Origin of the sequence: Nocardioides gilvus (genome assembly GCF_003194605.1) — a bacterium.
Taxonomy (GTDB): Bacteria; Actinomycetota; Actinomycetes; order Propionibacteriales; family Nocardioidaceae; genus Nocardioides; species Nocardioides gilvus.
This window is the reverse complement of sequence record NZ_QHKY01000001.1, coordinates 908,391-920,170: the sequence shown is the minus strand read 5'-3', so window position 1 is coordinate 920,170 and position 11,780 is coordinate 908,391. Positions and strand designations below refer to the sequence as shown.

Here is an 11,780-nt window from a genome sequence, read left to right as displayed (position 1 = left end):
CACCTCTCCTCTGCGCCCACCCGGCCCTCGCCTATGGTCATGACGTGACCCTCAAACTTCGAGCGCACTCGTTCGGCGACGACGAGACGTTGATGATGGCGATCGTCAACCGCACTCCGGACTCGTTCTACGACAAGGGTGCGACGTGGGCCGAGGACGCGGCCTTCCAGCGCGTCGACCTCGTCGTGGCCCAGGGCGCCGAGATGGTCGACATCGGTGGCATCAAGGCGGCCCCCGGCGTCGAGATCAGCGCCGCGGAGGAGAAGGCGCGGGTCGTCGACTTCGTTGCGCGCGTGCGTGAGACCCATCCGGGCGTGGTGATCTCGGTCGACACCTGGCGCGCGGAGGTGGCCGACGCCGCCTGCGTCGTGGGCGCCGACGTGATCAACGACGCCTGGGGTGGCGCCGACCCTGAGTTGGTCGACGTGGCCGCGGCCCACGCCGCCGCGATCATCTGCACCCACACCGGTGGCGTGCAGGTGCGCACCCGCCCGCACCGCATCGAGTACGACGACGTGGTCGCCGCCGCCATCGCCGACACGACCGCGTACGCCGAACGCGCCCTGGCGGCCGGGGTGGCGCGTGAGTCGATCGTCATCGACCCCGCCCACGACTTCGGCAAGAACACCTTCCACTCCCTCGAGATCACCCGCCGGCTCTCCGAGATGGTCGACACCGGGTGGCCCGTCCTGGTCTCGCTCTCCAACAAGGACTTCGTCGGCGAGAGCCTCGACAAACCCGTCGGCGAACGCCTGCTCGGCACGCTGGCCGCGACCAGCGTCTGCGCCCTGGCCGGCGCCCGGATCTATCGCGTGCACGAGGTCGTCGAGACCCGCCAGACCGTCGACATGGTGTGGACCATCGCCGGACGTCGCCCGCCGACCCGAGCGATCCGAGGCCTCGCGTGACCGCGCCTGTGACCGGCTCCCACGACCTGCCGCGCATCGCAGAGATCGGTCTCGAGGCGATGCCGGGCACGGGCAGACGGGTCGTGATCGTGCCGTGCGTCCCGGCGTTGCTGCCCGAGTATGCCTCGGTGAGCGACCCCGTGGCCGACCTGCGTACAGCCTGCGTCGCCGCCGTCGCCTGGCTCGACTCGGACGTACGGGTGATCGCCGACGACGCCCTCGGTGAGCGCGTCGCCGAGTCGCTGCTGGGCAAGGCCTCGACCCCGGGCGCCACCGATCTGCTGGTGGTGGCCAACGGTTCGGCGCGCCGCAGCGAGAAGGCCCCCGGTCACCTCGACGAACGAGCCGCGGCGTACGACCAGCAGATGGGGGAGTTGCTCGCGCGCGGCGACGTGGCCGGGCTGTCCGGGCTCGACCCCGCGCTGGGTCGTGAGCTCCTGGTCGCCGGCGCCGGCGTGTGGAGCACGTTGGTCTCTGAAGGGATTGACGTGCAGAGTGTGACGACGGACCACGCCGAGGACCCCTTCGGCGTCATGTACTGGGTGGTGAGGTGGCAATGCGCATCTTGATGAGGAACAGTCCGCCCGAATTTGCGCAGAGCCAGGGCTCTGTCGGGGCGCCCGACGTGAGTGATGCGCTCCTGGCCCAGCTGTACGCCGCGGAGCCTGCGGCCGACGGGGTGTGGTTGCGGGTCAACATGGTCTCCACCGTCGACGGCGCGGCCCAGGGGGAGGACGGGGTCACCGACGGGATCAACAACGTGCCCGACAAGCGGGTCTTCCACGCGTTGCGTTCGTACGCCGACGTGATCGTCGTCGGCGCCGGGACCGTGCGGGCCGAGGGCTACCGACCCACGACCAAGCCGATCGTGGTGCTCTCGCGCTCCGGGGAGGTCCCAGCGACGCTGCGCGGAGCCGACCCCGGGCAGGTGCTGATGGCGACCGTGGAGCACGCACCCGGACTGGAGGAGGCGCGCCAACTCCTCGGCGACGAGTACGTGCTCGTGCTGGGGGCGTACGCGATCGACTTCGCGCTATTGCGCACAGCCCTGGCCGCCCGCGGTTGGAGCCAGGTGCTCAGCGAAGGTGGGCCGTACGCATTGCACGACATGGTTGCCTCCGGCGCCGTGGATGAACTGTGCCTCACGATCGTGCCTCGGCTGATCGCCGGCGAGCACAAGCGGATCACCTCCGGGCCGCCGATCGATGTGCCCCTCGAACCGCTCCTGTTGCTCGAGGAGGACGGCACTCTGATCGGGCGGTGGGCGGTGCGTCAGACTGCGCCCCGGGTCGGCCTCTGAGTCGGCCCCTGAGTCGGCCCCTGCGCCGACTCAGTCCTGCGAGGCCTTCGCGAGACGGCTCCCGAGCACCTGCGGCTCGGCGGCCATCATCGCGACCGTGGTGAGTCGGTACCGTCCCTGAGGCGTGCTGATGGTGTGGGCGATCCACAACAGGTGACCGCCGGAGACCTCCACCATGCGCACGAGCGGAGCGTCGGAGGCGGGCCACACATTGATCTCGGTGGCAGCGACCCCCGACTTCAGCAGGGTCCTGCGCGCCTTCTTGGTGAGCCCGTCGATCCCGACGCCATCCGCCTGACCGGTGCCCCACCAGAGGCCGACCGCCGTCGCCATCGCGTCGGCACGCTTCTGCAGCACCGGACCAGGCTCGATGGCCTTGCTGACCGAGACCGGCACCTCGGATGCCTTGGCGAGTCGCACCGTGCCCTGCGAGCGCCACTTCGCCGAGAAGCGCGCGCGGGTGCGGAGCTGGATCCGGTTCGGGTCGCCGGTGGCGACCATGGCCCACATCGGATAGGTCATGAACTCAGGTGCGTAGACGTCCACCGGGTCATCGACCAACTGCCCGGCCTCGGCGAGGGAGAGGCCCGTACGACTCAGGGAACCGTCGTTGCTGGCCGCCGGCCCCGGCACCGCGCAGGACTGCACGAAGAGCGCCAGGGGAATGAGCAGCAGGGTGAGGAAGGAGCGACGGTTGAGGGCGCGGCGGCGGAAGATCCGGGCCAACGGGAAGACCGCCAGCAGCAGCAGGAAACGGCGCTTGAAGCGTCGGCGGGCGGGTGCGGGTGCGGGCGCGGTCGGGGTCGCAGTCGGCGCGAGGGGCGCGAGGGGCGCGACAGGCGCGAGGGGCGCGGTGACGGGGAGAGCAGCACGCTCGGATGTCGCCCCGCGCGGCGCCTCAGACTCGCGCGCGACCCCGCGCGGCGCCTCAGGCTCGGGCGCGACCTCGGGATCCGGTGCCTTGACCGGGGGAGCGGCGGGTGCGGGCTCGGCAGCCGCGGAAGGGGTCACCGACGCCGCGGAAGCTGCGGAAGCCGCAGCCAGGGCCGCCTCCCAGGACTCCGGCTGGCTCGAGGACGGTGTCGCCGACGGTGTGGGCTCTGAGGGTGTGGACGCTGAGGGCTCATCAGTCCCCGCGCGGGCCTCTGTGCGGCGCCCCCACCAGCCGAGCACGAACGAGAAGGCGATCAGCACCAACCCCACCCCGATGACGCCCAACTGGCTCAGGAAGAGGTTCTTGACGGTGGCGCCGAGCGAGATCCGGACCCGCTCGTCACCGGCGGCGGGCACCGCGACGACGTCGATCGGCGTGCCGTCCAGCGGGACGGCGAGTTCGACGGAGTCGCCGCTGGTCGAGCCCAACCACCCGACGATCCCTTCGGGCCGCAACGCCTTGGTCGAGGACGACTGGGCTCCCTCGGTCATGTCTCCGCCGACGTTGCCCAACGACATCCGCGTGATGGTCCAGTGGCGTCGGCCCTCCAGCAGGCTCGTGGTGTCGACCCGGTGCGCGTAGCCGAGGAAGACCCCGCTGGGCGCCTCGGCGCGTACGAGAAGGTTGATGTTAACGAAGTCCGTGATCGCCGGATGGGTGCGTACGGCCTGGCCGCTGGCCGGTTGACCGGCCGTGTGCGAGCCGATGATCAGGGTGTCGTCGGGCCCCACGTAGGTCGCGGTCGCCCCGCCGAGCACCATCAGGAACAGCCCGCACACCACGAGCGCTGTGCGTCGTGCCTTCATCGGTCCCCCTGCTCGTCGTCCCCCACGACACCTGCAGTCGCTGGCCCGCGACCTCGGGGAAGGTTAGCGGAGATCCCACCGCCCGCGGCTCCCCTCACGCTTCAGCGGCACATCCCAGCGCGGCGGGCGCCTCGGTCAGCGCGGCGTGCGCCTGGACCAGCGAGGGGCCGTACCAGGTGATCAGTCGGCCCTCGACCATGCGCGTCGGGGTCCGCGTGAACGCCTCGGGTCCGTCGTCGGCAGTGAAGACGTACGGCTCGTCGGGCAGCAGCACCACGTCGGCGCCGGCACCGTCGATCGCTGCGAGCTCCAGGTGCGGGTAGCGCTCGGCGTGGTCGTCGAAGACGCCGGGCAGCCCGGCCCGGGCGAGCAGGTCGCCGGTGAAGGTGTCGCGACCGACGACCATCCACGGATCGCGCCAGATCGCCGTCGCGGTGCGCGCGCGCACCGGCGCCGGGTCGCCACACCACAGGGCACGGGACTCGACCAACCACCCGGGCAACGGGCAGCGCAGGGCCTCGGTGAAGAGCCGCTCCATCGAGGCGATCGCCTGCGGCACGGTCTCGATGTCGGTGACCCAGACCGGCACGCCCGCGTCGCGCAACCGGCGTACGTCGATCTCGCGGTTCTCCTCCTTGTTGGCGACGACGAGGTCGGGGGAGAGCGCCGCGATCGCGCGGGTGTCGGGGTTCTTCGTGCCGCGGACGCGGGTGACGTCGAGGTCGCCGGGGTGGGTGCACCACTCGGTCGCGCCGACGAGGAGGCGGGCGTCGATCGAGGCGATGGCCTCGGTGAGGCTGGGGACCAGGCTGACCACGCGACGTACGCGGAAGGGAAGACTGACTTCGACGCCGAGGTCGTCCACGTGGAGGGTGTGCATCCAGCCACCCTAGACAGCACTCGCCGCCAGCTCGTCGGGGCCGGTGTATATAGTCGGAGACGCGTGATCCCTCGGCCGTGATGGTCGAGTGCATCGATCCCGGATTGGGGCGAAGGATCTCCCGCGGCAACTGCCGTCGGTGACTGCTTCCTGCCCGCTCCCGTGATCCGGAGGATCCCTTGCACTTCCCTCGTACGCCGGCCCGCCTCGCCGGGGGTGCTCTCACGCTCGCCCTCGCGCTGACCGCCACCGCCTGCTCCGAGACCGACGCCCCCCGCGCGGCGCCCGCCGACGGCTCCGGAGTCACCGTCACCAACTGCGGCGTCGAGGTGAGCTTCGACGCGCCCCCCGAGCGCGTCGTCACCATCAAGTCGACCACCACCGAGTTGATGCTCGCCCTCGGCCTCGAGGACCGGATCGTCGGCCACGGTTTCCCCGACGGGCCGGTCCCACCGGCGTACGAAGCGCAGGCGGTCGGCCTCGAGACGCTCTCCACCGAGGCGCCCAGCCAGGAGGTGGTGCTCGAGAAGGAACCTGACCTGGTCTTCGCCGGGTGGGAGTCCAACCTCGCCGCCGACACCGCTGGTGAGCGCGACACCTTGGCCAAGCTGGGCGTGCAGTCGTACGTCGCCCCGTCGGCCTGCCAGAGCGCCGGCGCGCCCGAGAAGATGACCTACGACCTGCTCTTCGAACACTTCGCCGAGGCGGGTGAGATCTTCGGGGTGCCCGAGGCCGCGGAGGAGTTGGTCACCCGGCAGCGCGCCGAGCTGGCCGGGCTAGCCGACCGCGAGCCGATCCCCGACGGCACCACCGCGCTGTGGTGGTCATCGGGCGTCGACACCCCCTTCGTCGGCGGCGGCACCGGCGCACCGCAGATGGTGATGGAGGAGATCGGCCTCACCAACGTCGCCGCCCACATCGACCAGACCTGGACCTCGCTCGGCTGGGAGGCGATCGTCGACGCCGACCCCGACGTGATCGTGCTGGTCGACGCCGCCTGGAACACCGCCGAGCAGAAGATGCAGGACCTCAGGGCCAACCCCGCGACCGCCGAGCTGGACGCGGTCAAGGAGGAGCGCTTCCTGGTGATCCCCTTCCCGGCCGCGGAAGCCGGCGTACGTTCGGTGCCGGCCGCCGTCGAGCTGCTCACCCAGTACGCGACCCTCGAGGACCCGGTCAGGTGAGCCCCGTCGAGGTGGCCGAGGCAGCCGTCGAGCGTCAGCCGACCACGCCGCGTCAGCCGAGCCGTCCGGGCCGCGTACGTCCGGGAGCCTGGGTGTGGTGGCTGCCGGTGCTGACGCTGGCCCTCGTGGCGTCGGTCGGATGGGCCGTCACCGTCGGGCCTGCGGACCTGTCGGTGCGCGAGGTCTGGCAGGTCATCGGTGCGAAGCTCGGCCTGGTCGAGTCATCGCTGAGCCCGATCCGGGCGGGGATCGTCTGGGAGTTGCGGCTGCCGCGGGTGCTGACCGCTGCCGCCGTCGGCGCCGGTCTCGCGCTCTCGGGAGCGGTGATGCAGGCGCTGACCCGCAACCCGTTGGCCGACCCGTACCTCCTCGGGCTCTCGTCGGGCGCCTCCACCGGCGCCGTGCTCGTGCTGCTGGTGGGGGTCTCCGCGGTGCTCCCGCTGGCCGCCTTCGCCGGGGCACTGGCCGCGCTCGTCCTGACCCTGCTCCTGGCGCGCAGTCTCGGTGAGATCACCCCGACCCGGACCGTGCTGGCCGGTCTGGCGGTCTCGTCCTTCGCCGGCGCGATCACCTCCCTGCTGATCTTCTGGAACGCCCGCGGCGATGCCTTCCGTCAGGTGCTCAACTGGATCCTCGGCTCGCTGGCCGGCGCAGACTGGGACGCGGTCGCGATCACCTGGGGCGCGCTGCTCCTCGTCGGGATTCCGCTGGCGCTGCGCGGACGCACGTTGGACGCCTTCGCCTTCGGTGACACCGCCGCAGCCGCACTCGGGATCGACGTGGGGCGTACGCGGTGGCTGCTGCTCGTCGGCACCGCCCTGCTCACTGGCGCGATGGTCTCGGTCAGTGGCGCGATCGGATTCGTCGGGTTGGTGCTGCCCAACGCCGTACGCCTCGTCGTCGGCTTCCAGCACCGGCGCCTGCTGCCGCTCAGCGTGCTGGCCGGCGCGATCTTCATGGTCTGGGTCGACACCTTGGCCCGGACCGCCTTCGACCCCCGCGAGATCCCGGTCGGCATCATCACCGTGCTGGTCGGCGCGCCGGTCTTCGTCCTCGTCCTGATCCGCAACAAGGAGCGCGCATGAGCATGCTCGAAGTGGCCCACCTGACCCGCCGGGTCGGTGAGAAGGTCCTGCTCGCCGACGCCGGTTTCACGGCACCCCTGGGTGGGGTGATTGCGCTGGTCGGGCCCAACGGGGCCGGGAAGTCGAGCCTGCTGCGGCTGATGAGCGGCACGATGGCTGGTCCGAAGGGTGCGACTGCAGGGCGCGTGGTGCTGGACGGCGTCGACCTGTTGTCGCTGAAGCGGCGCGAGCGGGCGCGGCAGCTGGCGCTCGTCGAGCAGGAGTTGCGGGCCGAGTTCAGCCTGACCGTGCGCCAGGTCGTGGCGCTGGGCCGGATCCCGCACGAGTCCGGATGGGCTGTGGCCGGGGCCGACGACGGATCGGTGGACGTGGCGATGCGCCGCGCCGGGGTGCTGCACCAGAGCGACCGGCTGCTGTCGACGCTCTCGGGCGGGGAACAGCAGCGGGTGCAGCTCGCGCGGGCGCTGGCCCAGGACCCGCGCCTGCTCCTGCTCGACGAACCGACCAACCACCTCGACGTACGTGCCCAGATGGACACCCTCGGGTTGCTCCGCGAGATCGCCGCCGACGGGGTCACCGTGGTGGCTGCGTTGCACGACCTCAACCTGGCGGCTGCCTACTGCGACCACGTCGTCGTGCTCGACCGGGGACGGGTGCGCAGCGTCGGTGGGGTGCGCGAGACGTTGACGCCGGAGATGATCGAGGAGACGTACGGAGTCAGCGCCGACGTGCTCACCCACCCGCGCACGGGGCGACCGTTGATTGCGTTCTCGCCGGCGTTGCCTGCGCCCGCCTCCGCCGCCACCCTCCCGGACGTCATCGTGAGCGGTCGTGGGGGCGTACGCGGGTGATGACGTCCCGCGAGGCCCCTTGCGGACGTCATCGTGAGCGGTCGTGGGGGCGTACGCGGGTGATGACGTCCCGGGGACGCGCTTAGACTCGCCGCTCAGGCAGCAGATGGTCAGCGCGTGGCCAGTTGCGGACGGCGTGAGGAGCAGACGTGGGTGAGCAGGTGCGCAGTCCCGTCGGCTACGTCGTCCCGGTCGACGCCGTCACCCCCCGCGAAGCCGTCGACCTGGCGGTGATGGCCGAGCAGGCGGGTTTCGGCGGGACCATGGCCGCCGACCTCTTCCAGCCCTGGCTCCCCAGCCTGGGACAGGCCCCCAACGTGTGGCCGCTCCTCGGCGCACTCGCCGAACACACCACCGGCGACTTCGGCGCCGGCATGGTCGCGGCCGGCGGACGCCAGCACCCGGCGGCGATCGCGCAGGCGGCCGCCACCTTGGCGTCGCTGCACCCGGGCCGGCACTGGCTCTCCTTGGGCGGCGGCGAAGCGCTGCACGAGCACGTCACGGGCGGCTACTGGCCCGAGGCCCCCGAGCGGATCGCCCGGCTCTTCGAAGCCGTCGATCTGATCAAGCGCCTCTACTCGGGGTCACTGGCCGAGCGCGACGTCCGCTACGACGGCGAGCGTTTCCAGATGGAGAGTGCCCGACTCTGGACGATGCCCGAGCAGGCGCCATCGGTGCTGGTGGCGACCTCCGGTCCGATGACCGCGCGTCGGGCCGGGCGTCAGGCCGACGGACTGCTCGCGGTGGCGGTCCAGCCGGCCCAGGCCGAGCAACTGCTCGACCGTTTCCGCGAGGGCGCCCGGGAGGCGGGCAAGGACCCCGCCACCATGCCCACCTGGTTGCACCTCAACATCAGTTGGGCCGACACCGACGAGGAGGCGGCGCGCGCCGTCGTCGAGCGCTACCCGATGGCGGCGATGCGCTTCGCCCGCGGTGACCTGCGCTCGCCGCACGTGGTCGAGCAGATCGCCCGGCTCGTACGGCCCGAGGACTTCCCCGGTCGGCTGCCGGTGAGCGCCGATCCGGCCGTCCACGTGGCCGAGATCAAGGGGTACCTCGAGCTCGGGTACGACCGGGTCTTCCTGCACAACGTCGGGATCAACCAGGTCGCCTTCCTGGCGGCCTTCGGGCGTGACGTCCTGCCGCACCTGGGATGAGGCGCGCAATGTCATGGTGGATGCTCGCCCCGGCGACGGGCTGCGATGACGTCCCGCGATCGGTGGCTGGAATGAACCCACCCCGTCGACGGTTGCGGTAGGTCGTGACCACCGCCAAGGACGCCCGACGCGTCTCCCTGCTGCTCGGGCTCCTCTTCGGTCTCGCCGGGATGGGGTCCTCCTCCGCGGCGATCGCGTTGCCGATGGTGGCGGACGAGTTCGACATCTCCGTCGGCTTCGCCGCCTGGACGATCAGCGGGTACGTGCTGCTGCTGGCCGTGGCGACCCCCGTGTACGGCCGCGTCTCCGACCTCGTCGGCGTCCGGATCCCGCTGCTCTTCGGCGTCGGACTGATGACGCTCGGTGCCCTGGGCGCCGCCGTCGCGACCTCGTTCGAGCTCCTGCTCGTCGCCCGGTTGCTCCAGGGGGCCGGAGCGGCTGCCGTGCCGACGCTGGGGGTCGCGCTGCTCAGTGCCCGCTACGACGGCGAGGTCCGCGGCTTGGCCCTGGGCAGACTCGCTGCCATCGCCGCAGCGATCAGCTGCATCGGGCCCCTGGTCGGCGGAGTGGTCGAGCACGCCTTCGGATGGCGGGCCGTGATGGCGCTGCCGATCCTGGGAGTGGTGGTGCTTCCGCTGATCTGGAAGGCCATCGCCGGCGGCGGCTCCGGCGCCCGGCTCGACGTCATCGGCGCGGTCCTGGTCGCCCTCACCTCTGCCGGACTGATCATGCTGGTGCAGTCACCCTCCACCGGCCTGGCCGTCGCCGTGGTGGGCGCGGTGCTCCTGCTGCTCGGCACCCCGCTGGTTGCTCGCCGGGTGCAACGCCACCCCCACGGGTTCCTCCCGGCATCGGTGGTCCGCAACGGCACCGTGGTGCGCTCCGCGGTGGCCGGGGCCTCGATCCCCGCCGCCTGGTTCGCCCTGCTGATCGGGGTGCCGGCCGCCCTCGTCGCCGAAGGGTGGGCGGCCTGGGAGGTCGGTCTGCTGATGGTGCCGAGCGCCGTCGTGGCCCTGCTCATGCCGAGGGCCACCGCCTGGTTGCTGGAGCGTCGCGGAGGCCCCGGGACCTTGGTGCTCGCGGCCCTCGTGGCTGCCGGGTCGATGCTGGCCGCCGCGTTGGCGACCGCCCTGGCCTGGCCGGTCGTCGTCGGCATCGCGGTGGTCCTGCTGACGTTTGCCTTCGGTCTGGGCCAGCCCGCCATGATCGCCAGCGTCGGGGATGCCGTCCACGCCGACGTCCGCGGCGCGGCACTCGGGGTCGCCACCCTGGTCTTCCTCGTCGGCGGCAGCGTCGGCTCCGCCGTGGTGGCGGGGCTGGGGGAGGTCATCGGGATCCCGCAGAGCATGGTCGTGCTGGCGTTGCTGCCGCTGCTCGGGATCGTCGTGATGGGCCCGGAGGTGCGGCGCGAGCGCGCCGCGAGGAGCGCTGCCGAACCGTCAGCTCAGAGCCAGTAACTCGGTTCCCGCCAACGCCACCACGCACAGGGTGAGGAACAGCGGAGCGCGCCCACCGCGTGAGCGGCCCCGCGAGCGGGTCCCGGCGTCGTGCGCGTACCGGAAGTTGCTCTCCAGGAAGACCCAGAGCGCGAGCACCACGGTGACGAAGACTGGGACCAGCGCGACGAGCCCCAGCTCGGACCAGCTCAGGCGAGCCACGATCGCCGAGCCACCGACCAGCGAGAGGGCGGTGCGTTGCCATGCCAGCGCCGTACGTTCGTTGGCGAGGCCGACGTCGGCCGGCTCGGCACCCCGCGATGCCTCGGCCATCTCACAGGCCCAGGGCGATCAGCACCAGCGCGGAGACGACCACGACCAGGGCGAAGACCGCGCCGAACCCGAACGACGGCAGGGGGGCGTTGCTGCGCATGGCGCGTTCGGCCAGCGCCCACCGGATCCACGCCGCGACGGCGCTGACCAGACCCAGTCCGATCAGGGTGATCGCCAGGCCGTACTGCAACCGGTCGCCGATCGAGAGGTCGACGACGTCGACCGCCACGCCGGCAGCGAGCAGGGCCAACGACGTACGGATCCAGGCCAGGAACGTACGTTCGTTGGCGAAGCTGAAGCGGTAGTCAGGCTCCGAGCCCCGGTCGTAGACCCACCGGGGCCATCGGGACGGCTGCGGGTCGGGCTCAGTCGGCACGGGCATGCTTCCTTCCACGATCAACAGCTCGGGGGCCGCCGGACGTCACACCGCTCGACGACGCGACTCAGCGTTCGTGGGTGTGGGCGACGTACACGTCGCACGGCGCGTGCCCCGCGACGTCGCGCGCGATGGAGCCGAGCATCCGGCCCAGACCCTGGACCCGCTTGTTGCCGACCACGATGAGGTCGGCGCCGATCTCCTCGGCGGCGGTGACCAGCGCGGCGGCAGGCTTGCCCTGCACGGACTCGGCACGGCTCGTCACTCCCGGGAACTCCTCGCGCACGATCGCGGCGCCCTGGGTGGCGGTCGTCAACGCCTCCTCCTCGGTGGAGAAGCGGAACTCCTCGTTGCCCGAGCGGACCGTGTCCACCTCCAACTTGGCGTAGGCGGAGACGACGACCAACTCTGCGCCCATTGCCTCTGCGAGCGCTGCTGCCTTGAGCGCAGCCGCCTCCGCGGTCTCGCTACCGTCGACTCCGACCACAATTTTCTTCGTCATGACCTCATGCTAAGTCGTCGTGATGTCA

Annotated in this window: 13 protein-coding genes; 8 read left to right on the top strand and 5 right to left on the bottom strand. The window is 71.5% G+C overall.

Annotated features, from left to right (window positions below):
* Positions 1-44: 44 nt before the first annotated feature.
* Genes folP through DNK52_RS04470 form a run of 3 tightly spaced genes read left to right on the top strand, consistent with a single transcriptional unit; the run spans position 45 to position 2,208 of the window.
* Positions 45-908 carry a dihydropteroate synthase gene (gene folP / locus DNK52_RS04480; RefSeq protein WP_204163361.1) on the top strand — a complete coding sequence of 288 codons (864 nt, stop codon included), beginning with the start codon at positions 45-47 and terminating at the stop codon, positions 906-908.
* Positions 905-1,477: a class III extradiol ring-cleavage dioxygenase family protein gene (locus DNK52_RS04475; RefSeq protein WP_239455380.1), complete on the top strand. Its 573-nt coding sequence runs from the start codon at positions 905-907 to the stop codon at positions 1,475-1,477. The genes folP and DNK52_RS04475 overlap by 4 nt, the downstream gene beginning before the upstream one ends.
* Positions 1,478-1,533: 56 nt before the next feature.
* Positions 1,534-2,208, top strand: coding sequence for a dihydrofolate reductase family protein (locus DNK52_RS04470; protein WP_162598597.1), 675 nt, complete (start codon positions 1,534-1,536; stop codon positions 2,206-2,208).
* 30 nt (positions 2,209-2,238) lie between these two features.
* Here the strand turns inward: DNK52_RS04470 and DNK52_RS04465 are convergent, their stop codons facing one another.
* On the bottom strand, positions 2,239-3,948 hold the full coding sequence (locus tag DNK52_RS04465; RefSeq protein ID WP_110239720.1) for a hypothetical protein: 1,710 nt from the start codon (positions 3,946-3,948) through the stop codon (positions 2,239-2,241).
* Positions 3,949-4,042: 94 nt separating this feature from the next.
* Positions 4,043-4,828: a helical backbone metal receptor gene (locus DNK52_RS04460; protein ID WP_110239719.1), complete on the bottom strand. Its 786-nt coding sequence runs from the start codon at positions 4,826-4,828 to the stop codon at positions 4,043-4,045.
* A 179-nt stretch (positions 4,829-5,007) separates the two neighbouring features.
* On the opposite strand from DNK52_RS04460, the gene DNK52_RS04455 reads away from it, so the two are divergent.
* The 5 genes from DNK52_RS04455 to DNK52_RS04435 all read left to right on the top strand — a co-directional run bounded on the left by DNK52_RS04455 (position 5,008) and on the right by DNK52_RS04435 (position 10,562).
* A complete protein-coding gene (locus tag DNK52_RS04455; protein ID WP_110239718.1) occupies positions 5,008-6,012 on the top strand; it encodes a putative F420-0 ABC transporter substrate-binding protein in 1,005 nt (334 codons plus the stop codon).
* Positions 6,009-7,097, top strand: coding sequence for a putative F420-0 ABC transporter permease subunit (locus DNK52_RS04450; RefSeq protein WP_239455379.1), 1,089 nt, complete (start codon positions 6,009-6,011; stop codon positions 7,095-7,097). The genes DNK52_RS04455 and DNK52_RS04450 overlap by 4 nt, the downstream gene beginning before the upstream one ends.
* Positions 7,094-7,948, top strand: a complete 855-nt coding sequence (locus DNK52_RS04445) for an ABC transporter ATP-binding protein (protein WP_110239717.1) — start codon at positions 7,094-7,096, stop codon at positions 7,946-7,948. The genes DNK52_RS04450 and DNK52_RS04445 overlap by 4 nt, the downstream gene beginning before the upstream one ends.
* A gap of 149 nt (positions 7,949-8,097) precedes the next feature.
* Entirely contained in the window at positions 8,098-9,105 is a 1,008-nt protein-coding gene (locus DNK52_RS04440) for a TIGR03557 family F420-dependent LLM class oxidoreductase (protein ID WP_110239716.1), read from the top strand.
* 104 nt (positions 9,106-9,209) lie between these two features.
* On the top strand, positions 9,210-10,562 hold the full coding sequence (locus tag DNK52_RS04435) for an MFS transporter (protein WP_110239715.1): 1,353 nt from the start codon (positions 9,210-9,212) through the stop codon (positions 10,560-10,562).
* On the opposite strand, the gene DNK52_RS04430 is transcribed toward DNK52_RS04435, so the two are convergent.
* The 3 genes from DNK52_RS04430 to DNK52_RS04420 form a co-directional block, all read right to left on the bottom strand.
* Positions 10,545-10,874 carry a DUF202 domain-containing protein gene (locus tag DNK52_RS04430; protein WP_110239714.1) on the bottom strand — a complete coding sequence of 110 codons (330 nt, stop codon included), beginning with the start codon at positions 10,872-10,874 and terminating at the stop codon, positions 10,545-10,547. The two genes, DNK52_RS04435 and DNK52_RS04430, sit on opposite strands and share 18 nt — an antisense overlap.
* A 1-nt stretch (position 10,875) precedes the next feature.
* Positions 10,876-11,256 carry a YidH family protein gene (locus tag DNK52_RS04425; RefSeq protein ID WP_110239713.1) on the bottom strand — a complete coding sequence of 127 codons (381 nt, stop codon included), beginning with the start codon at positions 11,254-11,256 and terminating at the stop codon, positions 10,876-10,878.
* Between the two features lie 61 nt (positions 11,257-11,317).
* Entirely contained in the window at positions 11,318-11,752 is a 435-nt protein-coding gene (locus DNK52_RS04420) for a universal stress protein (protein WP_110239712.1), read from the bottom strand.
* Positions 11,753-11,780: the final 28 nt, after the last annotated feature.